This is a genomic window from Amaricoccus tamworthensis, from assembly GCF_049800875.1.
Taxonomy (GTDB): Bacteria; Pseudomonadota; Alphaproteobacteria; order Rhodobacterales; family Rhodobacteraceae; genus Amaricoccus; species Amaricoccus tamworthensis.
The window spans coordinates 96,712-117,256 of sequence record NZ_JBNAFV010000013.1 but is presented as its reverse complement, the minus strand read 5'-3'; the positions used below and the strand labels follow the sequence as shown (position 1 = coordinate 117,256).

19 protein-coding genes are annotated in these 20,545 nt (G+C 58.4%); 10 read left to right on the top strand and 9 right to left on the bottom strand.

Annotated features, from left to right (window positions below; translation table 11 throughout):
- Positions 1-3 precede the first annotated feature (3 nt).
- The 4 genes from ACP15P_RS17535 (at position 4) to ACP15P_RS17520 (ending at position 4,890) form a co-directional block, all read left to right on the top strand.
- On the top strand, positions 4-1,158 hold the full coding sequence (locus tag ACP15P_RS17535; RefSeq protein ID WP_424929763.1) for a C45 family autoproteolytic acyltransferase/hydrolase: 1,155 nt from the start codon (positions 4-6) through the stop codon (positions 1,156-1,158).
- An 80-nt stretch (positions 1,159-1,238) separates the two neighbouring features.
- Positions 1,239-1,739: a 2Fe-2S iron-sulfur cluster-binding protein gene (locus ACP15P_RS17530; RefSeq protein ID WP_424929761.1), complete on the top strand. Its 501-nt coding sequence runs from the start codon at positions 1,239-1,241 to the stop codon at positions 1,737-1,739.
- Complete coding sequence (locus tag ACP15P_RS17525; protein WP_424929760.1) at positions 1,736-2,707, top strand: FAD binding domain-containing protein; 972 nt, start codon at positions 1,736-1,738, stop codon at positions 2,705-2,707. The genes ACP15P_RS17530 and ACP15P_RS17525 overlap by 4 nt, the downstream gene beginning before the upstream one ends.
- The gene (locus ACP15P_RS17520; protein WP_424929759.1) at positions 2,704-4,890 is read left to right on the top strand and encodes a xanthine dehydrogenase family protein molybdopterin-binding subunit; all 2,187 of its coding nucleotides are present in this window, start codon (positions 2,704-2,706) and stop codon (positions 4,888-4,890) included. Before ACP15P_RS17525 ends, ACP15P_RS17520 begins: the two co-directional genes overlap by 4 nt.
- A gap of 91 nt (positions 4,891-4,981) precedes the next feature.
- On the opposite strand, the gene ACP15P_RS17515 is transcribed toward ACP15P_RS17520, so the two are convergent.
- From ACP15P_RS17515 to ACP15P_RS17505, 3 genes are read right to left on the bottom strand one after another with little or no spacing between them, the layout of a single operon-like run.
- Complete coding sequence (locus tag ACP15P_RS17515; RefSeq protein ID WP_424929758.1) at positions 4,982-5,452, bottom strand: VOC family protein; 471 nt, start codon at positions 5,450-5,452, stop codon at positions 4,982-4,984.
- Entirely contained in the window at positions 5,449-6,102 is a 654-nt protein-coding gene (locus tag ACP15P_RS17510) for a hypothetical protein (RefSeq protein WP_424929757.1), read from the bottom strand. The genes ACP15P_RS17515 and ACP15P_RS17510 overlap by 4 nt, the downstream gene beginning before the upstream one ends.
- Positions 6,102-6,950 carry an SDR family oxidoreductase gene (locus ACP15P_RS17505; protein ID WP_424929756.1) on the bottom strand — a complete coding sequence of 283 codons (849 nt, stop codon included), beginning with the start codon at positions 6,948-6,950 and terminating at the stop codon, positions 6,102-6,104. Before ACP15P_RS17505 ends, ACP15P_RS17510 begins: the two co-directional genes overlap by 1 nt.
- A 521-nt stretch (positions 6,951-7,471) precedes the next feature.
- Here ACP15P_RS17505 and ACP15P_RS17500 point away from each other — a divergent pair.
- From ACP15P_RS17500 to ACP15P_RS17490, 3 genes are read left to right on the top strand one after another with little or no spacing between them, the layout of a single operon-like run.
- The gene (locus tag ACP15P_RS17500) at positions 7,472-8,059 is read left to right on the top strand and encodes a hypothetical protein (protein WP_424929755.1); all 588 of its coding nucleotides are present in this window, start codon (positions 7,472-7,474) and stop codon (positions 8,057-8,059) included.
- Positions 8,056-8,454, top strand: coding sequence for a phage holin family protein (locus tag ACP15P_RS17495; protein WP_424929754.1), 399 nt, complete (start codon positions 8,056-8,058; stop codon positions 8,452-8,454). The genes ACP15P_RS17500 and ACP15P_RS17495 overlap by 4 nt, the downstream gene beginning before the upstream one ends.
- Entirely contained in the window at positions 8,444-9,640 is a 1,197-nt protein-coding gene (locus ACP15P_RS17490) for a DUF3618 domain-containing protein (protein WP_424929753.1), read from the top strand. Before ACP15P_RS17495 ends, ACP15P_RS17490 begins: the two co-directional genes overlap by 11 nt.
- A gap of 67 nt (positions 9,641-9,707) precedes the next feature.
- On the opposite strand, the gene metH is transcribed toward ACP15P_RS17490, so the two are convergent.
- The 6 genes from metH to ACP15P_RS17460 all read right to left on the bottom strand — a co-directional run bounded on the left by metH (position 9,708) and on the right by ACP15P_RS17460 (position 18,965).
- On the bottom strand, positions 9,708-12,428 hold the full coding sequence (metH, locus tag ACP15P_RS17485) for a methionine synthase (RefSeq protein WP_424929752.1): 2,721 nt from the start codon (positions 12,426-12,428) through the stop codon (positions 9,708-9,710).
- Positions 12,421-13,482, bottom strand: a complete 1,062-nt coding sequence (locus ACP15P_RS17480; RefSeq protein ID WP_424929751.1) for a homocysteine S-methyltransferase family protein — start codon at positions 13,480-13,482, stop codon at positions 12,421-12,423. Before ACP15P_RS17480 ends, metH begins: the two co-directional genes overlap by 8 nt.
- Positions 13,483-13,737: 255 nt before the next feature.
- Positions 13,738-14,790: a 2,3-butanediol dehydrogenase gene (locus tag ACP15P_RS17475; protein ID WP_424929750.1), complete on the bottom strand. Its 1,053-nt coding sequence runs from the start codon at positions 14,788-14,790 to the stop codon at positions 13,738-13,740.
- 76 nt (positions 14,791-14,866) lie between these two features.
- On the bottom strand, positions 14,867-16,666 hold the full coding sequence (locus ACP15P_RS17470) for an NAD(P)/FAD-dependent oxidoreductase (RefSeq protein WP_424929749.1): 1,800 nt from the start codon (positions 16,664-16,666) through the stop codon (positions 14,867-14,869).
- 138 nt (positions 16,667-16,804) lie between these two features.
- The gene (locus ACP15P_RS17465; RefSeq protein ID WP_424929748.1) at positions 16,805-18,526 is read right to left on the bottom strand and encodes a sigma-54-dependent Fis family transcriptional regulator; all 1,722 of its coding nucleotides are present in this window, start codon (positions 18,524-18,526) and stop codon (positions 16,805-16,807) included.
- Between the two features lie 100 nt (positions 18,527-18,626).
- Positions 18,627-18,965, bottom strand: coding sequence for a RidA family protein (locus ACP15P_RS17460; protein ID WP_424929747.1), 339 nt, complete (start codon positions 18,963-18,965; stop codon positions 18,627-18,629).
- Between the two features lie 192 nt (positions 18,966-19,157).
- Here ACP15P_RS17460 and ACP15P_RS17455 point away from each other — a divergent pair, with 192 nt between their 5' ends.
- The 3 genes from ACP15P_RS17455 to ACP15P_RS17445 all read left to right on the top strand — a co-directional run bounded on the left by ACP15P_RS17455 (position 19,158) and on the right by ACP15P_RS17445 (position 20,532).
- Positions 19,158-19,430: a YgaP family membrane protein gene (locus ACP15P_RS17455; protein WP_424929746.1), complete on the top strand. Its 273-nt coding sequence runs from the start codon at positions 19,158-19,160 to the stop codon at positions 19,428-19,430.
- Between the two features lie 154 nt (positions 19,431-19,584).
- Positions 19,585-19,902 (top strand): MBL fold metallo-hydrolase, encoded by a 318-nt coding sequence (locus tag ACP15P_RS17450; protein ID WP_424929745.1) that lies wholly within the window; start codon positions 19,585-19,587, stop codon positions 19,900-19,902.
- A gap of 123 nt (positions 19,903-20,025) precedes the next feature.
- Positions 20,026-20,532 carry a hypothetical protein gene (locus ACP15P_RS17445; RefSeq protein ID WP_424929744.1) on the top strand — a complete coding sequence of 169 codons (507 nt, stop codon included), beginning with the start codon at positions 20,026-20,028 and terminating at the stop codon, positions 20,530-20,532.
- The last annotated feature ends 13 nt before the right edge of the window (positions 20,533-20,545 follow it).

Here is a 20,545-nt window from a genome sequence, read left to right as displayed (position 1 = left end):
AATATGACGATGACACTGAGATTTGATGCGGTGAGCGAAGCAAATCCGGGACCAAAATGGGAAGCCCGTTGGCAGAGGTCTTGGCCCGCCTACCGTTCATGGTTCCTGGCGCGTGGCGGCCATCGCGGACCGGACCGTAAAGAGTGCCGTGAGGCAATGGAGCGGTATATGCCCGAACTGCTACCGGTCTACGACCGGCTGACACTGTTGGCCGGAAACTCCGATCTGGCGGCAAGGTTCCTTTCGACCTGGTGTCCACCCACATACCTTGGGGGATGCTCCCTCGCGGCAGCAGCGGACGGGGATCACGTGCGGCTTGTACGGAATTACGATCTGTCGCCGGACCTCAATGAGGGGTTGTTGCTGCGCACGGCATGGACCGGGCGAGCAGTGATGGGAATGGTCGAATTTCTCTGGGGGCTTTCGGACGGCATCAATGACGCGGGACTGAGTGTGGCGCTTGCCTATGGTGGACGATCGGAGACCGGGCGGGGTTTCGGGATCACGACAATCCTGCGTTATGTTCTTGAGACCTGCGACACGGTGCCGGAGGCCCTGCAGGTGTTTCGGAGAGTCCCGTCCCATATGGCATACAATATTGTGGTGGCGGACCGGGATGGCAGAACGGCAAGCGTGGAACTGTCGCCTGGCGGTGGGGTCAGCGTGATGCCGCATGCAATCGCAACCAACCATCAGAGCGGACCCACGGTTTCGGAACGCCCGGCGTTTATGCGGAGTTTTGAGCGTTATTCACATCTTGAGACAATGGAGCGGAAGCCGTTGGCTTTGAGGGATGCGTTCATGCGTGAACCATTGAAACAGGATCGTTACAGTGAGGGATTTGGGACGCTGTTCACGGCGGAATATGATTGCGTTGAGCGTTGTATGGAATTGACCTGGCCTGATGACGGGTGGGTTAAAAGCCTCGATGGATTCACTGAAGGGACCAAGGTTGTATCCTATGAATCCGCACCGGAGCAGTCAGCTGAGTACGCTCAGGGAGACATGGACTGGTCAAAGGCTGCTTTTGTAGACTGGTTCGCCGTGGCACGGGATTTTATGAACGGTCAGGGTCGGCCGATCGAGTCCTATCTGGCAGGCAATGCGGTCACCTCGCCTCCGGATTTTTCTAAGATTTCCACGGAGCGTCAGTGCTGAAAGAAGCATAAGTTCGATGAATTCCGGAACCGATGGCAGGTCAGCCGTGTTGCCTGACCATAGGCAGACGGGGATTCCTGATGAAAATCGAACTGACGGTAAACGGAACTGCGCGGGCCCTGGATCTGGACCCGCGTGTCACGCTGCTTGACGCACTGCGTGAACATCTCAAACTGACTGGCAGCAAAAAAGGATGCGACCATGGCCAGTGCGGGGCCTGCACGGTGATAGCCGGTGGGCGGCGCATAAATGCCTGTCTCAGCCTCGCGGTCATGCATGACGGTGACGAAATAACAACGGTTGAAGGCCTGGCCGAGGCCACCGGGGGCACTTTGCAGCAGGCTTTTGTCAGAAACGACGGAATGCAGTGTGGTTACTGCACTCCAGGACAGCTTTGCTCCGCAACTGCGATGCTCGACGAACTGAGAGAGGGCTGGCCCAGCCACGTAAGTGACGATCTCAATGGGCCGTACGAACTGACCCATGAGGAAGTGTCGGAACGGATGAGCGGCAATCTGTGCCGCTGTTCCTGTTATCCCGGCATCAATGCCGCAATCACCGAAGCGGGAGCGGCAAAATGAGACCTTTCGAGTATCAGCGACCGACTACTACCGATTCAGCCCTGGCCGCGATTGCCCCAGGCGCGGCCTTCATTGCTGGCGGCACCAACCTTATCGACCTGATGAAACTGGAAGTCATGGCACCGGATACGGTGATTGATATCTCCAGGCTCGGGATGGATGGGATCGAGGAGGATGATGGCGGAGTTCGCATTGGTGCGACCGTTACCAACTCCGATCTGGCAGCGGACCGACGCGTTCGACGGGACTATCCGGTGCTCTCGCGGGCACTTTTGGCCGGAGCGTCAGGGCAGTTGCGCAACAAGGCGACAACCGGCGGTAATCTCCTTCAGAAAACGCGCTGCCCATATTTTTACGACACCGACACTCCCTGCAACAAACGCGAACCGGGCACCGGCTGCGCCGCGATTGGCGGCGAGCAGCGAAATCACGCCATCCTGGGGACATCCGAGCACTGTGTTGCTCTGCACCCCAGTGACATGGCGGTCGCCATGCGTGCGCTGGATGCGGTGGTCGAAATACGGGGAGCCGGTGGAGAGACCCGAGAGATCGATCTGGAAAAGTTTTACCTGCTGCCGGAAGACAGGCCGCAGGATGAGACGGTTCTCGAACCTGGCGAATTGATTGCGGCAGCCAGGCTGCCCGCTCCGAAGGGAACGCGACAGGTGTACCGCAAGGTTCGGGACCGTGCCTCCTATGCCTTTGCGCTGGTGTCAATCGGTGCCGTTCTGGAAATGGAAGCGGGCAGGATCAGTCATGCCGCCGTGGCTTTTGGTGGTATCGGGGTGAAGCCCTGGCGTGATGGTGCCGTCGATGATCTGCTGACCGGCGAAGAGCCGTCTGAAGGTCTTTTTGAGCAAGCGGGAGAGGTTCTGATGCGGGATGCGCGTCCAAGCGATGGCACGGAATTTAAGGTCGGTCTGACCCAACGATTGCTGAAAGCTGTTCTGACGGAGGCGACCCAATGAGTTTGGATCTTAAAATCGACGGACCCGACCGCGAACATCGGCCCGACCACCTGGCCCAAAACGTTCTTGGCCACGAAATTGATCGCCCTGATGGCTGGCTGAAGGTCAAGGGCGAGGCGACATATGCTGCTGAGACTTTTCCTGAAGGACTGGTTCACGGGATTCTGGTAAGGGCGCCGGGTATCGGGCGTGTTTCCTGCGCGAACCTTGAGGACGTCCGCAACATGCCCGAAGTTTTGGCGGTGGTCCGGGACGAACGTCTGTTGCGCAATGCTGCTCAGGGCGGTGCGAATGAGGCGCCGGTCCAAGGCGTGGACACAGCCGAATACGTTGGCCAACCGGTGGCGCTGGTCGTGGCGGAAACCTTTGAGGCCGCACGCCATGCAGCGGTCGCACTGACCGTTGAAATTGACGGTGTTGAGGCTCCGGTCGATCCGGAGGCCGTTGTTCCCGAAGAGCCTGACGATCAGATCAGTACCAGGGGCGACCTCGATGGTGCCATGCGGCATGCACCCTACTCTATTGATGTGGTCTACACGACCGCCTCTATGAATTCGGCTGCCATGGAGCCACATGCCGCAACGGCGGTGTGGGACGGCGAGGTGCTGACCCTGCGCGGCGCGCTTCAGATGCTGAAGTTCAACCGCAACGAACTTGCGGACTCGCTGGGGCTACCACCGGAGAGGGTTCGAATTCTCGCGCCTTATGTCGGCGGTGGTTTTGGGTCGAAACTTGGTATTTCGGCGGATTGCGTAGCGGCTGCGGTAGCGGCGATGGAGCTGAACAGGCCCGTGCGCGTGGTGCAGCATCGCCGTGACGTGTTTGAGGTGAATGTGAGGCGGTCGGAAACGCGTCAACGCATACGGCTTTCCTGCGACACGCAGGGACGCCTAACCGGCCTTGGTCACGAAGCGCTGGTTTCCAACCTGCCGAAAGAGGAGTTCTTCGAACCCGTGCTTCAGGCAAGCTATTTTGCCTATGCCGCGGCCAACCGGGATCTGAGACTCAAGGCCGTGCGCATCAACCGGCCGGCAACGGGGTCCGTTCGTGCGCCGGGTGAGGCCGTGGGCGTCACCGTGTTTGAGGCGGCGATGGATGAACTGGCCGTGAAGACCGGGATTGACCCGATTGAACTCAGGCTGCGCAACATTCCGGAGAAAGATCCGGATACCGGTGTTCCGTTTTCGTCGCATCGTCTGGAAGCCACACTTAAAGACGGGTCTGAGCGTTTCGGTTGGGATGAGCGCGATCCAGCGCCGCGCCAGCGGCGCGAGGGGGAATGGTGGATCGGTACCGGCATGGCGGCCGCTTTTCGTGTGAACATGATCACTCCAGCGGAGGCGCGGATCACGCTGGACGGGGACCGTGCGACTGTTGAGAGCGACATGACGGATATCGGCACCGGCAGCTACGTGATCTTTCAGCAAATCGCAGCGGAGATCCTTGGCCTGCCCACAGGCAAAGTCGATGTGAGGCTGGGTGATACGGCCTACCCGCCTGGATCGGGCTCTGGCGGCTCGTTTGGGGCAGCATCCACCGGAACGGCGGTATGGCTTGCAGGCATGGAGATCCGACGCGCCCTCGCGGAAAGGCTGGGGTGCGATGAAAGCGAAATGACTCTGAGGGATGGCTACGTAACGCACGGCAACCGTCGTGTTCCCTTGGCCGATCTCGTGGGAGGCGGTGCCTTTTCCGGTCACGGCAGGGTCGAACCCGGCGATGCCCAAGAAAAAGTACGGCAGGCGACCTATGGTGCGCATTTTGCTGAAGTGGGCGTCAATGACGTGACCGGCGAGGTGCGGGTCCGTCGGATGCTGGGCAGTTTCTCCGCCGGACGCATTCTCAATCCGCGGACCGCGAGGTCGCAGTGTCATGGTGGTATGATTTGGGGCATCGGTATGGCCCTGACGGAGGAGATGACCCACGATCGCCGCGACGGCCATGTGGTCAACCGTGATTTTGCGGGCTACCACGTGCCAGTAAACGCGGATGTGCCGCCTTTGGATGTGTATTTCGTCGAAGAACTTGATGACTGGGCCGGACCTTTGCAGGTAAAGGGTATCGGCGAGTTGAGCATCTGCGGTTCCGGCGGTGCCATTTTTAACGCCATCCATCATGCCTGCGGGGCGAGGCTGCGGGATTTCCCCGCGACGCCGGACCGGGTACTTGCGGCGTTGTCCTGAGATGAATGTATGAGACGAAGTAGTTGGTAGCAAAAAAAGGCGCCTCAAGGGGCGCCTTTTTCGCGTCGACGGAGAACAAGCAGAAGTTGGCCTAGTTCTCCGCGTCCATACCTTTGTCCGCTATTTGCTTTTGGGCCTCGTTGGTTTTAGTGCCGTCCACGCCGAGGATGGAAAGTGCGCCCGCGGATTTGGTGAACTGCAGGTCCCGGTACTGAACAACCTCAATTCGGTTGCCCCACGGGTCACGGAAATTGTTGTCCGAACCGTCGACCGCGGTACCCCCCGCGGTCACCGCGCTTTCAATCACTGGCGTCATGTCATCTACAACAAGGCCGAAATGGCGGTTATCGTCCGGTGATTGCGCCCTGCCCTCGTTCAGGGCAAGAAACTGATCGCCCATATCAAGGAACGCCATGATACGGCGCCCCTCTTCGTTCTCGTGGGTGCCGCGCAATTCGAAATCGAACAGGCTGCTGTAGAATTTGAGAGCTGTCTCAACATCACCAACTTCCAGGGCGATGTGGTTTATGCCCATCATTTTTGCCCTTTTCGTGCCAGTCATGGCTGGTCTCCATCTAGTGTGCAGTCGCTACCTCCTGTCGGTTCCAGCGCGGTCAAAAAGGAAGGGTAGCTCGTGTTTTCACAATCCTTGAGACCAAGCTCCTGCCTCAAATCTTTAAGGCGGGTGGGATCCGCGCCCTCGACAGCGCATGTGACATGGGTGCCATTGCCCAGGATGCGGGACACTGTAACCTCACCAAGGTGGTCATCAAATGCAAAACGATGTCTTTCCTTGGCCACCCGGAAGATGCGAACATTTTCCAGCGGCCCAAGAACCTCAAGCAGAGCGTTGTGATCGTGAATACGGTCCGGGTTCAGGGGCATTTCAGCCATCTCAGTGGGTAGAAATCCCTCGGCAATGTCACGACCGGTCAATGGCATGGTGATACGCCGCACCGGTTGCCAGAGTTCAAAATCCCCGTGGCGGTTCATGAGAAGCTTCAGGTCGAGTTCATCCGCCCGTAGTTTTAAACCGAAATCAAGCCGATCCTTGAACAGGATGTAGACGTCGGTTCTGCACTCAAAGTCGGTCTTGTTTCCCTGTGTCCCGAACCGTTCCGCAGACTTCGCCGCCGCATCACCAAATACACGGAACTCATATCGGGGCACTTCGGGGCCTTCGTCCTTATTTAATACAGCCATCTGTAACATCAGTCGGCGACCGCCTCCCCGCCATCCGGGTGCAGAACATGCCCGGTCATATAGGAACTGTCGTCACAGGCGAGGAAGAGAAGCGAGGGCGCTACCTCATTCGGCTGACCCGGACGACCAAGCGTGCTGTTTTGGCCAAAGGTCTCGACCTTTTCCGGCGGGAAGGATGCCGGGATCAGCGGGGTCCAGATCGGTCCCGGCGCGACACCGTTTACGCGTATGCCGCGATCCGCAAGCTTGTTGGCCAAGGCCCTGATAAACGACAGGATTGCACCCTTGGTCGACGAATAATCGATCAAAAGGTCCTGCCCCCGATACGCCGTGACCGATGTCACGCCAATGACTGTGGATCCTTCTCGCAGATGTGGAAGGGCCGCCTGAACCATAAACATCTGACCAAAAATGTTGGTGCGGAAAGTGTCTTCGATCTGCTGCTCGGTAACGTCCTCGAACCGGTCCTGGGAATGCTGCTCCGCCGCGTTGTTCACCAGGATGTCGATGCGGCCGAACCGCTCAACAGTCTGCGCAACTGCGTCGAAACAGAAATCACGGTCGGCAACGTCGCCTCGGATGGCCACACCGTCTCCGCCCTCGGCCTGGATTGCCGCTACGGTTTCCTCCGCGTCGTCATCCTCAGTCTTGTAGACAAATGCAACTTTTGCGCCTTCGCGTGCATAGAGCACGGCAGTGGCCCGACCGATACCGGAGTCTCCGCCTGTAATCAGTGCGATCTTGCCCGAGAGGCGGCCGGAGCCCGGGTAGCGCGGCGCGTAGTCCGGCTTTTTGTCCATCCTGCTTTCAAGACCCGGTTGCTGGTCCTGAACTGTTTGGTCTGAATACTGTGTCATGGGCCTCAACTCCCCTGCTCTGATTTTTTGGAAATGGCCGGCCTTGGGCCGGTCGAAAAACGAGTGATATTTGATCAACACGATGCACTGTATTTTTGTTCCGCCACTGCCTCGCATGCGCGAAACGGTGTCAGCAGAATGAGGTTGCTGAATCACTTTGCGACACCTTTCTGTGAGGATTTCCGCAAAGCAGGTGGAACCGATGGCCCAATTCGGCGTTGACACTACATCCCGGGCCGGGACCGTGAAAACCTAATAACTTATTGAGTTATAAGGTTATTGTGGTGCCCTGTCCTATAGATAGCGCTGGTGACAGGCAGTCCGAAACGCTCTCGGAGAAAGCTTAAGCCGGCAATCGCCAGGTATCCGTGCTTCCCCGGACGGGGCGTTCGGATGGCTGGCCGGACTGGAAGGAAAGAGGAACATGAACGGCATAATTTACACGGTTGGGCTCGTAGTGTGCGTCCTGGCCGTCGTGTCTTTCGTACTGTGACACACCTGCAGGGAAAGGAAATACAAAAATGACCCAATCCACCGAATACACATCTCCCGGAACCGCGACACCGGCCGCTCAGGCCGTTGAGCCGCGAAAGTCCGGAGCAGAGGAAAGCGCCGAAAAGGCGAAAGCGGCCGCCAATGATGCCAGGAACGAAATTCGCTCCTCCGCAGAAAAAGTGACGGAGACGGTAACGTCTGAGGCCGCCGCCTACGCGAAGAGCGCAAAATCCACCACGGCTGACGAAATAAGTGATGTGGCGTCCGCGCTCCGCACGGCTGCTGACGAATTGCGGTCCGGATCCCCGCAGGCCCGGACGTTCAGTCAGATTGCTGATGGCCTTGCGGATGCCTCTGAAGCTCTTCGAGACAGGGACCTCGGAGAAACTGTCTCTGACGTAAACAATTTTGCCCGCCGCAATCCGCTGGCGTTTCTTGGTGGCGCGGCGCTCGTTGGCTTTGCTGCCACGCGTTTTGCTAAAGCCTCCTCCGGAACGTCCGCCAACAGTGGTCCTGGATATGGCGCGGCCACCGATGCTCGCCGGGCTGGCATGAACGCCCACCCGACGCAGCCTCCCGCACAGCCCGCGGCAACAGCAGGAGAAAAGGTATGAACACCGAGCAGATGAAATCAGCCGGAGGGCTCCTGACGGACGCTCTTGGTCATGTCAGCGCGCTGGTCCGTAAGGAAGTGGATCTGGCCCGCGCTGAACTTCAGGAAAACCTCAACAGCGCTGGTACGGCGGTTGGCCTTATCGTTGCTGCCGTAGTGGTTGTGTTGACAGCGCTCAACGTCCTGACGGCAGCCCTCGTCGCGGCCCTTACGGAGGCTGGCATTCCGGGCGCATGGTCCGCCCTGATCGTTGGCGTGGCGCTTGCCGTTGCAGCCTATGCCATGGCCCGCAAGGGCATCGACAGCCTCAAACTTAGCAGCCTCGCACCGTCGCGCACGGCCACGAACGTGAAACGCGACGCTCAGGCGTTAAAGGAAGCATACAATGACAAGTGAAACACAGACAACAGGTGAGATCGAACGTGAAATTGAACGCGAGCGCGCAGGTCTGAGCCACACGCTCGACGAGTTGCAGGACCGCTTTTCAGTGGACTCTATAGCCCGTGAAATCGGCGATCAGTTCTGCATACACGGTTCGGACATTGGAACCGCGTTCCGGGACTCCATTAAACGCAACCCGCTCGCGGTGGCTTTGACCGGCGCTGGCATCGCATGGCTGGCATTTGGTGGTGATCGCAACACTGGCGGTTACCGGTCGGAACCTTCCTACGGCCCCCGCCCGATGCCCGCACGCGATTACCCGCGACAGAACGTTGCAGCGATGGAGACCGACCGCGGCGACCATGGGCTCGTTCCGACCGGTGCGGTGGATCGGCGTGAATCGGAGAGCGTTCCGTCCTGGGCCCGCACATTGGACCATCGCGACCGGCACGGAAGCGATGACAGCACGGGATCCAGTGATGAAGTTGGTTCGGGTGTGGCGGAGAATATCCGTGCCAAGGCCGACAGTGTCGGCGATCGTATGAAATCCGCGCGCGATGGTGTGCGCGAAAGCGTATCGTCGGCATCCCGCTCCGCGTCGGACGCAGCGACTTCGGCTTCCCAATCGGCATCTGATGCGGCCGCTTCCGCCCGGGACCGTTTTAACCGCACCGCTGAGACCGCCTCTGAGCGCGCGCGCCGTCTGCGCGACCGTCTTAGCGAGGGAACAGAGTCCATGTCGGCTGAAGCCCGGGAACGGGTAATTGCCGCGCGTCAGCGGGCTCTCGAAGCACGGGATGCGGCTTGGGAATCCACCCGCCGTGGCCGGGAAAGCGCGGCGGACATGTTTGAGGAAAACCCGCTTGTTGCCGGAGCGCTGGCCCTTGCCGTTGGTGCGGCCATCGGTGCGGCCCTCCCCCGCAGTCGAACGGAAGACCGTTATATGGGCGAGAAAAGCGATGAGCTTTTCCGGGAAGCCGAGCGGATCTACGCCGAGGAGCGGGACAAGGTGTCGGCTGTAGCCAAAGCTGCCGCCGACGAGGCTGGGACTATCGTTGAGGACACGAAGTCCGAAGCGGACACCAAATTGCCGGATGCGACCGATAAAGCCATTGGTAAGGTTGAGGAATCGGCCAAACGCGTTGCGGATGCCGCCAAGTCCGAAGCCAAGAAACAGGAGCTTGTTGGCTCCGACAGCTGACGCACAATTGGATTATAAAGCTGGCTCCCGCGTCATGTGACGCGGGAGCTTTATTGTTGCCACGGACCTATTCCGCAGCGACCGCTTTCGCGTCACCGGGGCGGTAGTTCAAAACAGGAGCCAGCCAGCGTTCAACTTCCGCCACCGACATGCCTTTACGGGTGGCATAATCTTCGACCTGATCGCGCTCGATCCTCGCCACGCCGAAATAATATGCCTCGGGGTGACCGATATAGAGGCCCGAAACGGAAGAACCCGGCCACATTGCCATGCTTTCAGTCAGTTCGACGCCGGTGTTTGCCTTTGCGTTCAGAAGGTCGAACAGGGTGCGTTTTTCCGTGTGATCCGGTTGCGCGGGGTAACCTGGAGCTGGGCGGATACCGTCGTACGGCTCACCGATCAGTTCCTGGGAATTGAAGCTTTCGTCCGGTGCGTAGCCCCAATGGTGCTTTCGGACTTTTTGATGTAACATCTCCGCCATAGCTTCCGCGAAGCGGTCTGCCAGGGCCTTGACCATGATGGAACCATAATCGTCGCCGCGTTTTTCGTAGTCGGCGGCTATGTCGATTTCCTCTGGACCCGCCGTGACCACAAAGCCGCCGATCCAGTCTGGTACGCCATCAGGTGCCACGAAATCTGCCAGCGCCAGATTTGGGCTGTCCTTGCGTTTCGAAGTTTGCTGCCGCAACGTGGTGAGCGTAGCAAGCGGTTCGGTCCGTTTGCTGTCCTTAAACAGTTGAATGTCATCGCCCTTGCGGTTTGCCGGCCAAAAGCCGATTACGGCGCGGGGGCCAAACCACTTCTCACCGATAATCCGTTGCAGCATCGCCTGTGCGTCGTTCAACAGGCTACGCGCGGCGTCGCCGTACTTTTCGTCCTCCAGAATGCGGGGGTAGACGCCCTTAAGTTCCCAGGTCTGGAAAAACGGGGTCCAGTCAATATAGCTGGCAATTTCCGCGAGATCCCAGTCCTCAATGACCTTTGTGCCCGTGATTTTGGGTTCGGTCGCGCTGTACTCAGACCAGTCGATTTTCATTGCGTTGGCCCGGGCATCAGCCAGTGGCAAACGCTTTTTAGCGCGTTCGGCCCGTTCGTGCCGTTCGACCACCTCTGAATATTCCGAGCGGATGCCTTCGATATATTTCGGGCGCTGGGTTTTGCTGAGTAGCGATGACACCACACCGACCGCGCGGCTGGCATCCGTTACGTAAATGGCCTGGCTCCTGTTGTATTGCGGAGCAATCTTGACGGCAGTGTGGACTTTCGACGTTGTCGCTCCACCAATAAGGAGCGGTATCCCAAAGCCCTCGCGCTCCATCTCTGAGGCTAGGTGAACCATTTCATCAAGTGACGGGGTGATCAGCCCCGAGAGGCCGATGATGTCGACGTCTTGGGCTTTTGCCTCCTCCAGAATTTTCTGGGGCGGGACCATGACACCAAGATCAATTATTTCGTAATTATTGCAGGCAAGCACGACACCGACAATGTTTTTGCCGATGTCGTGGACATCGCCTTTCACTGTAGCAATGAGAACGCGGCCCGCGCTTTCCCGCTTGCCATCCTTTTCAGCTTCCATGTAGGGCAGAAGAACGGCTACGGCCTGTTTCATGACGCGGGCGGATTTTACCACCTGCGGCAGGAACATTTTGCCCGCCCCAAAAAGGTCGCCGACCACATTCATGCCCGCCATAAGCGGCCCCTCAATCACGTCGAGGGGTTTTTCTGCGCCGAGGCGCGCGGCTTCAGTGTCCTCGTCAACATATTCGGTGATGCCGTTGACCAGAGCGTGTTCGAGGCGTTTGTCGACCGGCCATTCGCGCCAGCTCAGGTCTTTTTCGCGTCCGGTTGCCCCGCCCTGCCCGCGGTATTTGTCAGCGATTTCGAGCAAGTTTTCGGTAGCGTTGCCGCCATTTGCCGGTTTCCGGTTGAGCACGACGTCCTCGCAGGCCTCGCGCAGGTCCGGGTCGATCTGGTCGTAGACCGCTAGTTGACCGGCGTTGACGATACCCATGTCCATGCCAGCGCTGATCGCATGATAAAGGAACACCGCATGCATGGCCTCCCGTACCGGCTCGTTGCCTCGGAAGCTGAAGGACAGGTTCGAAACTCCACCGGAGATGTGACAGTGCGGCAGGTTTTTTTGGATCCAGCGAGTCGCCTCAATGAAGTCAACACCGTAGTTGTCGTGTTCCTCAATACCGGTGGCCACGGCAAAGACGTTGGGATCGAAGATGATATCTTCTGGCGGGAATCCGACCTTTTCGGTAAGCACACGATAGGCGCGTTCGCAGATTTCGGTCTTGCGTTGGAGACTGTCGGCCTGGCCCTGTTCGTCGAACGCCATAACCACAACCGCCGCACCATATGCGAGACAAAGCGAGGCCTGATGAATGAACGCGTCTTCGCCCTCTTTCAGTGAAATGGAGTTCACCACCGGTTTGCCCTGCACGCATTTCAGACCGGCCTCGATCACCTCCCATTTGGAGCTGTCGATCATGATGGGTACGCGGGCGATGTCGGGTTCGGCGGCCACGAGATTCAGGAACTCGATCATGGCCTGCTTTGAGTCGATCAGACCCTCGTCCATGTTGACGTCAATGATCTGTGCGCCGTTTTCGACCTGGCTACGGGCAACATCGAGAGCTGCGGCGTAGTCGCGGTTGGTGATCAGTTTGCGAAAACGGGCGGAGCCGGTAACGTTGGTGCGCTCGCCGACATTCACGAAAGGGATGTCCTGGGTCAGAACAAATGGTTCCAAGCCGGAGAGGCGCAGGAGGGGTTCAGGCATTTGTCAGCTCCCTGATTGTGCGGGGGGCATGTTTTGCGACGCGGTCCGCGATGGCGCGGATATGGTCCGGCGTGGTACCACAGCATCCACCGGCCACATTGATAAGACCATCCCGTGCGAACACCTCGACCAGAGCTGCAGTCTGGTCTGGCGTTTCGTCGTACTCTCCAAATGCATTGGGTAGACCGGCGTTGGGATAGGCGCAGATCATTGTGTCCGCCACACCGGAAAGTTCGGTCAGGTGTGGCCGCATTGCGTCTGCCCCGAGAGCACAGTTCAGTCCTACGGTAAAAGGACGCGCGTGACGCACCGAGTGCCAGAACGCGGTTGGCGTCTGACCGGAAAGCGTACGACCCGATGCGTCGGTAATCGTACCGGAAATCATGACCGGCAGTCGTTTCCCCACTTTTGCGAAACTTTCCAATGCCGCGAAAATCGCGGCTTTGGCGTTCAGGGTGTCGAAGATGGTCTCAATAAGGATCAGATCGGCGCCGCCTTCAATGAGTCCATCGATCTGTTGGCCGTAAGCGACACGCAGCTCGTCGAATGTCACGGCCCGATAGCCGGGATCGTTAACGTCGGGGCTGATGGAAGCGGTTCGGTTGGTGGGACCAACGGCCCCCGCCACGTAGCGGGCTTTTCCATCTCTGGCCTCTGCCCGATCGGCAGCCCGACGGGCCACCTGAGCACCGGCTACGTTCAAGTCATGCACGGCACCTTCCAGACCATAGTCGGCCTGGGCAATGGTCGTCGAAGAAAACGTGTTGGTTTCGAGAATGTCGGCCCCGGCCAGTGCGAACTCCAGTTGAATGCCTTCGACAGCCTGCGGTTGCGTCAGCACCAGAAGGTCGTTGTTACCCTTTTGCGGGTGGTCGGATTGATGATGCCGGCAGCCCGGGCCGTGTATGTGACCGTTCGCCGTGAAATCCTCCTCGGTCATGTTCAGCGTCTGTATCATCGTGCCCATGGCACCATCCAGGATCATGATGCGCTCACGCGCGGTGTGCTGCAGGGCCCTGAAGGCGTCCGTAACCGGGAGGGAAAAGTTGATCATATCCAAACCACCATTTTGAAGGGGCTCAATAGAACAAAGGGGGGGCGACAATCAAATTCATAATGGCCTGAGGACTTCCGGTCTCCGTTCATAATGGGTTGAAGCGGCGCGTTTTCGTAGGATCCCTGGTCTCGCCATAATTTTCGCAGAATATCTGCCTGTCAAAAGCAGACCAGTGATGCCCGCACATTGCAGGCTTCAGTCACTAGCAACCGAAGCGAGGTGAAAATATCCTCGCTTCGGATTCTTTTCGATCTAATCAGGTGCTTCCACGAGAATTTTAACCTGAGATTTCTCCGCGACGAGTGCTTCGAACCCTTCGGAGACGATGTTGTCGATGGAAATTCGCTTGGTGACGAGGTTGCCGGCGCTGAAATATCCCTGGGTCATGAGTTCCATCACCGCCGGGTAAACGTTGCGATAGGCAATTGTGCCAAGTAGTTGGCGCTCCTTCAGAACCGCGGTGTTCGGCTGGAACGAGGCCTCACCCTCCCAAATCGAAACGATGAGCGTCTGTCCCTCGTGGCGCGTACTATCTATGCACTGGGGCAGCACCTGTGGAACTCCGGTGACCTCGAAAGCAACATGCACTCCGCCTGTGGCATCACGGATTTTGCCGACAGGGTCATCTTTGGTCGGGTCGATTGCGGACGTCGCTCCGAGTTCGAGTGCCTTGGCACGGCGTTCCTCCGAAGGTTCTATCACATGAACCTGTGCCGCGCCGGCGACACGCAACGCTTCAACGACCAGCAGACCGATCGGGCCAGCACCGAACACCGCAGCGCTGTCGCCGGCTTGAATTTTCGACATGCGGACCGCGTGCAGAGCAACGGCAGCCGGTTCAACCAGCGCTCCCTGCTCCATCGACAGGGCATCCGGCATTTTATGGACCATGCGGGCAGGTACCACGGAAACCGAGGCGAACCCGCCATGGCCGCCGGAAAGACCGACGAAACCGAGGTTGTCGCAGAGGTTGTATTTGCCCTCAAGGCATGCCGGGCATTTGCCACAGGCGAAAATGGGTTCGACAGCGACCCGGTCTCCAACGGCGACATTCGTGACGCCTTCGCCCAATTCGGTGACAGTGCCACAGTATTCATGACCCATGGTGATGGGCGCGCGGTCTCGGCTCAGAGGGTGATCCTCTTCAACAGGAATGAAAATCGGGCCGGCGAGATATTCATGCAGATCGCTGCCACAAATGCCGGTCCATGCGACCTTTAGAGCGACTTCGCCAGGGCCGGGTTCCGGTGAGACGACCTCTTCGACCCTGATATCCTTCACGCCATACCAACGTGCAGCTTTCATTGTTTTGGTTCCTTCGGTTTGTTTGAAGTCCTGGCACCCGGCTGTGTGAACCAGGTGCCGTTCGGTCAGGCCGGGATCATGACAGGTGATGTACGTCCTGAAGTCCGTAGACCGGAGTCTCGAGCCCCTCTAAACGGGCCTTCAGCTGCAGAGCGAGATACAAAGAATAGTGACGCGACTGGTGAAGGTTGCCGCCATGGAACCAGAGGTTTTCCTGCTGCGTCGGTTTCCACATGTTGCGCTGTTCGCCTTCCCACGGGCCAGGGTCTTTAGTGGTGTCGGAGCCAAGGCCCCAGACTTTGCCCACCCTGTCGGCGACCTCCTGAGAGATCAGATCCGCTGCCCATCCGTTCATGCTGCCGAAACCGGTAGCCATGACCACGAGGTCGGCCTCCAGCCGTGTGCCGTCGTTCAGCACTACCGAATCCTCTTCGAAGTGATCTACCTGGCCGCGCACCAGTTTAACCTCGCCATCAATGATGAGCTGGCTGGCGCCGACGTCGATGTAGTAGCCAGACCCGCGGCGCAGGTACTTCAGGAACAGGCCCGATCCGTCATCGCCCCAGTCGAGTTGGAACCCCGCTTTTTCGAGGCCGGCATAAAATTCAGCATCCCGCTCACGCATTTGATCGTAAAGCGGGATCTGAAACTCATGCATGATTTTGTAAGGAAGCGAGGCGAAGATCATGTCGGCTTTTTCGGTAGTTACACCGTTGGCGAGGGCTTCCTCCGAGTAGAGCGCCCCAAGGCCAATTTCCATCAGGGTATCAGAACGCACGATATGTGTGGAGGACCGCTGAACCATCGTGACGTCGGCATCGGCCTCCCACAATGCTGCGCAAATATCGTGTGCTGAATTGTTCGATCCGACTACCACGACCTTCTTCCCGGTCCAGGCGTCGGGCCCGTCATGCTGTGAAGAGTGTTGAATTGTGCCCTTGAAGCTGTCCATGCCGGGAAAAGTCGGCATGTTGGGTTTGCCGGACATGCCTGTTGCAAGAACAAGCTGAGTCGGTCTTAGCGTTACCTTCTCGCCGTCCCGGTCGACCTCCACGGTCCAGGTGCCGGTCTCTTCATCAAAGTCGGCTTTCCTGACCTCGGTTCGACTCCAGTAGTTGATCTCCATGACCTTGGTGTACATTTCAAGCCAGTCACCGACCTTGTCCTTCGGTGTGAAAACCGGCCAGTTGTCGGGGAACTTGATGTAGGGCAAATGATCGTACCAGATCGGATCATGTAGACAGAGCGACTTGTAGCGGCTGCGCCATTGGTCGCCAGGGCGGTCATGCCGGTCGAGAACAATTGCCGGTACACCGAGCTGCCGGAGGCGTGCGCCGAGCGCAATGCCGCCCTGCCCACCCCCGATGATCACGGTGTAGGGCTGTGTTTCATAGCCGAGACTCGCGGTTTCGGCATCACGCAGTTCCTTCCATGACCGCCGGTTCTTGCGGGCCCCGTGCTCTGCTCCCATCGGGCGGCGTGTGCCGCGGTTTTCCTCAAACCCTTTGAGTTCCTGCAACGCAGTCAAAAGAGTCCAGATGCGTCCGTCTTTCAGCCGCAGAAGGCCCCAGCCACGTCCGGTGTCGGTTTCGAATGTCACCCATGCGGTGACCACCTCTCCGTCCCAGGTTGGATCTTCGCCATCCTGGATTTTGAAGTTGCGCAGATGGCAATGCGCAAGCTGGCTTCTGAGCAGATCCGTTACGCCAGCAGGCCCTTCAACGGTTTTCAGGTTCCAGCTCACGGCGACCAGATCGCGCCAATAGCTGTCGGTTGCGAACAGCGCGGCCACCGCTTTCACGTCGCCGGCGGTCAGAGCGTCGTTGAGGCTGCTTAAGGTTTCCTCAACCTCTACGGTTACATTGATATCCAGCATTGCGCTTCCTCCTCCTCGTTTGATTGCGACGAGTCGTAGCGCGCAAATTTTCAGTCGTTCCACGACTTGAAGGGCTCTGAGGGGCAAAAAGTTAACGCCGCATTGCAACATGTTGCGGATGCAACGCCGCGCAACAATTTAGTTGGGCGCCTGCAACCCCTCGCGACGCATACGGCGCAAAACGGTCGAGCGGTTCACACCAAGCCGTCGGGCGGCGCGGGCCATATTCCAGCCGCAGGCGTCAAGAATCTGTTCCAGGCTTTCCCCGGTTTCGCCCGGTGCATCGGCAGCTCGCGGCAAATCAGGCAGGTCGATGACCTGGCCTTCGCAAAGTGCGACAGCAACATCAAGGGCATGTTCCAGTTCCCGCAGGTTGCCTGCCCAGGTTCGGCCCATCAAATCTGCCCGGGCCGACGGCGATAGCCGGAAGTCATCTGGCGCCCGGCGCCGCAACAGCCGGTCTATCAGCCACCCCAGATCCTGCCGTTGTCTTAGCGGCGGAAGTGAGAGGGTATAGCCATGCAGCCGATGAAACAGCGATTGTGGAAGCGCGAGATCCTTCGGGCTGACGGTGCTGGTTGAGAGCGTACGCACATCGGGCCTTTGATCCAGAAAACCTGAGAGCAACGCGGAAGTCGCCTCCTCCAAATACTCAATGTGGCGAAGAAGGAGCGTCGTGGGACCGAAGACATGGCTGAACGCTTCTTCCAGTGCGGTAGCCGTCGCTCCAGCACAATCGATGCTGACGAAGCCGCCAGCCCGCCCGGTCATGTGAATGGTGCGGGCAAGCTTCGTTTTTCCCGTGCCGGTCTCGCCGTGAATGAGCAGTGGAATCGAGGTTTTTGCCAGCTTCTCCGCCTGAGACAGCATTCGTGTCATTACAGGGTCGCCATCCGAAAGACCTGCCAATACTCCGCCACGTCGCACACCACCGTAAGTTCTTCGCGGGTTGCGCGGTGCGATTGCATGGCCGAACAGGGCACCGCCATCAAGCATTTCAACAACCCGGTCCTCGGTTGGTCTGTTACGCATCAAATCCGGTAGATCGTCCACGGTTATGCCCAAAACCTCGTCGATGCCCCGCCCGATAATCGGGTCGCCGTCTGGAAAAAGCTGCCGTGCGGCGTTGGTATGTCCAATGACCCGACCGGAGCCGTCGAGGCGAACCGCGGCCTCGGGGTCGACGTCGAGAAACTCCGGGCTGGCGGAAAGACGCAATACCCAGTCCTGCCGGCTTTCGGCCATCAGATTGGCCATCTCTACCCGACGGGCGGAGTTGGTCACGAGGCTCATGGCAAGTTTTTGGCTCGTCTTCGGGGTCGGAGACCGCAGCAGGGAAATGTCGAGTACGGCTGCCATCTGCCCCAGACTGTCGAAAATCGGCGCGGCAGTACAGGACAGCGCGGTGTGCGCATTTCCAAAATGGTCGTCCTGATGGATGGTGACCGGTTGTTGCGTGACAATGCAGGCACCGACGCCGCAGGTGCCGGCCAGGTCCTCGGACCAGTTGTAGCCCAGGTAGAGCCCTGCGCTTCTGAGGTCGTCAAGAAAGTTGTCGTCGCCAAAAAAATCCACGCATACGCCTTTGGCGTCGGCTAACAGCAGAACATAATCCTGTCCCGAAACCTGGCGGAAGAGCGATTGCAGGCCCGACCGCGCGGCTGCAATCATCCATTCCGCCTGCTTACGGTGATCGCGAAGCTCGGCTTCCGTTACGACATGGGCCGGTTCCCTGCGGGTTGGATCCATGCCGTAGACTTCAACGCAGCGACGCCAGGAGTCCGAAACAAAATCATCGCGGCCCGTCTGGGTCCCGTCCAGGACCTGTCCAATTTCCTCAATGTGCGAATGATCCTTCATGCGCCTGACCTCCCGGCTAAAGATTAGCATAGGCGGAAAGGGTGACGAGGAAAACTTTAGTACAGGTCCTGGTGCAGCAGAAACCCCTATGGAAAGTGCGTCAGTAAGCGGCTGTCACGATGATCTCGACTTTAAGCGTGTCACGCGCAAGTCTGGCCTCGCCACAGGCCCTTGCCGGGGCCTCGCCTTCCGGCACCCATGCGTCCCAAACTTCATTCATCTCGGCAAAGTCCTTCATGTCCGCCAGCCAGATAATCGTCTGGAGGATCTGTGACTTCGAAGAACCGGCCTTGTCCAGAAGGGCATCCACACGCGCCAGACAATCGCGGGTCTGTTCAGCCACCGTGTCCCCCTCACCGACCTGACCACAGAGATATGCCACGCCATTGTGCTTAACGATTTTGCTCATCCGCGTGGCGGTATCTATACGTTCAATCATTTGTCCGTCCTTTTGAGTACCTGTCAGAAGACCCGGTAAAGACTATTGCGGTTTGTGTAAAAGAGAATCCGATACTTTCTTCCTCCGGAATGTCTACCGGCCCGGCGTAAAAAATTCTGGTGGTTTAATCCCCGACCGACTTCGCAACCCTGGTCAGGGCTTGGGCACGAGTACAAAGTTTTCGCTTCGGTGATGAAGTCACCGAAGAATTGGCACCGTGCATGTCAGGTTGCCTTAGGTGATTCAGGAAGGGATCTGGAAATGACAGTCAATATGGGAAAAATCGACAGGGGCCTGCGCCTCGTAGTGGCAGCTGCACTCATTTACTTCGCCTTTGCAACGGGCTCGGGCATCATGTTTTGGTTGGCTCTGGCGGTTGCGGCCGTTTTCTTTGTGACAGCACTAATTGGCAACTGTCCGGCCTACAGCATTCTAGGCATCAGGACCTGCAGGGCTTCCCGGTGACCCTGAAAAAGAGGGGTCGCCTCATCGCCCCACAGCCAGGCAAACCTGAACAACAGCAGCCCTGAGATCGGATCGACCGGGGCTGCAAAAAACTTGCCTTCACCATGGCACTGGAACTCGGGGCCGCAGCCTGAAACAAGAATGGAGACGTAAAATGCAATTCCATCCTGCAACGGAAAACACCGACAGCCCAAACGTCGCCGCATTCTACGAGAAAGCGAGTGGCTCCTGGCAATACGTGGCCTGGTGCCCGGACACGAAAAAAGCGGTGATCGTCGATCCGGTTATGGACTTTGATCCCGCCGCCGGGGCCACGTGGACCTGGAGTGCCGACGAAATCCTTGCGTATGTGCGGGATCAGGGTCTGGACGTCGAATGGGTCCTCGACACCCATCCCCATGCCGATCACTTTTCCTCCGCAAGCTACATCAAGGACCAGCTCGGTGGCAAACCAAAGCAGGCTATCGGTTAACTCGTACTGCGGGTCCAGGACATCTGGTCGGACAAATACGCTGACGACAGCCTGAAGGGGCATCCGGAATACTGGGACCAGCTGTTTGAGCACGGGGACAGTTTCAAGGTAGGGAACTGCACCGTGGATGTCACGCTGTCGACCGGACACACACTCGCTTCAATTACCTACAAAATGGGTGATGCGGTCTTTGCCCACGACACCTTTATGGTGCCCGACAGCGGTACTTCGCGCTGTGATTTCCCAGGGGGGTCCTCAGCAGAAATGTGGGACACTCTCCAGGCCATTCTTGCACTCCCCGGGGACACAAGGATCTTCGTAGGTCACGATTACTGCAAGGGTGGCCGTGACGAAGCCTGCATGGCAACGGTTGCCGAGCACAGGGCATCCAACATCCATGTGAAAGACGGCATTGCCCGAGAGGAATTCATCAGGGTTCGCGACGAGCGGGACGCAACGCTGCCTTTGCCGGACCGGATGCTGTTCGCGCTTCAGATCAACATTCGCGGCGGGCGCCTGCCGGATGGTGACGAACAGGGGCGCGCAGTCCTGCGTGTACCGCTGAACCGCTTCACATCGAAAGAAGCCCGCACATTCAACGCCGAGGCCGCCAGATCAGCCGCTGAGTAGGCATGCGCCTAAT

Coding starts and splice junctions, on each gene's coding strand:
- ACP15P_RS17535 (WP_424929763.1), top strand. CDS start 4: ATGACGATGACACTGAGATTTGATGCGGTGAGCGAAGCAAATCCGGGA.
- ACP15P_RS17530 (WP_424929761.1), top strand. CDS start 1,239: ATGAAAATCGAACTGACGGTAAACGGAACTGCGCGGGCCCTGGATCTG.
- ACP15P_RS17525 (WP_424929760.1), top strand. CDS start 1,736: ATGAGACCTTTCGAGTATCAGCGACCGACTACTACCGATTCAGCCCTG.
- ACP15P_RS17520 (WP_424929759.1), top strand. CDS start 2,704: ATGAGTTTGGATCTTAAAATCGACGGACCCGACCGCGAACATCGGCCC.
- ACP15P_RS17515 (WP_424929758.1), bottom strand. CDS start 5,452: ATGACTGGCACGAAAAGGGCAAAAATGATGGGCATAAACCACATCGCC.
- ACP15P_RS17510 (WP_424929757.1), bottom strand. CDS start 6,102: ATGTTACAGATGGCTGTATTAAATAAGGACGAAGGCCCCGAAGTGCCC.
- ACP15P_RS17505 (WP_424929756.1), bottom strand. CDS start 6,950: ATGACACAGTATTCAGACCAAACAGTTCAGGACCAGCAACCGGGTCTT.
- ACP15P_RS17500 (WP_424929755.1), top strand. CDS start 7,472: ATGACCCAATCCACCGAATACACATCTCCCGGAACCGCGACACCGGCC.
- ACP15P_RS17495 (WP_424929754.1), top strand. CDS start 8,056: ATGAACACCGAGCAGATGAAATCAGCCGGAGGGCTCCTGACGGACGCT.
- ACP15P_RS17490 (WP_424929753.1), top strand. CDS start 8,444: ATGACAAGTGAAACACAGACAACAGGTGAGATCGAACGTGAAATTGAA.
- metH (WP_424929752.1), bottom strand. CDS start 12,428: ATGCCTGAACCCCTCCTGCGCCTCTCCGGCTTGGAACCATTTGTTCTG.
- ACP15P_RS17480 (WP_424929751.1), bottom strand. CDS start 13,482: ATGATCAACTTTTCCCTCCCGGTTACGGACGCCTTCAGGGCCCTGCAG.
- ACP15P_RS17475 (WP_424929750.1), bottom strand. CDS start 14,790: ATGAAAGCTGCACGTTGGTATGGCGTGAAGGATATCAGGGTCGAAGAG.
- ACP15P_RS17470 (WP_424929749.1), bottom strand. CDS start 16,666: ATGCTGGATATCAATGTAACCGTAGAGGTTGAGGAAACCTTAAGCAGC.
- ACP15P_RS17465 (WP_424929748.1), bottom strand. CDS start 18,526: ATGAAGGATCATTCGCACATTGAGGAAATTGGACAGGTCCTGGACGGG.
- ACP15P_RS17460 (WP_424929747.1), bottom strand. CDS start 18,965: ATGATTGAACGTATAGATACCGCCACGCGGATGAGCAAAATCGTTAAG.
- ACP15P_RS17455 (WP_424929746.1), top strand. CDS start 19,158: ATGAAGTCACCGAAGAATTGGCACCGTGCATGTCAGGTTGCCTTAGGT.
- ACP15P_RS17450 (WP_424929745.1), top strand. CDS start 19,585: ATGCAATTCCATCCTGCAACGGAAAACACCGACAGCCCAAACGTCGCC.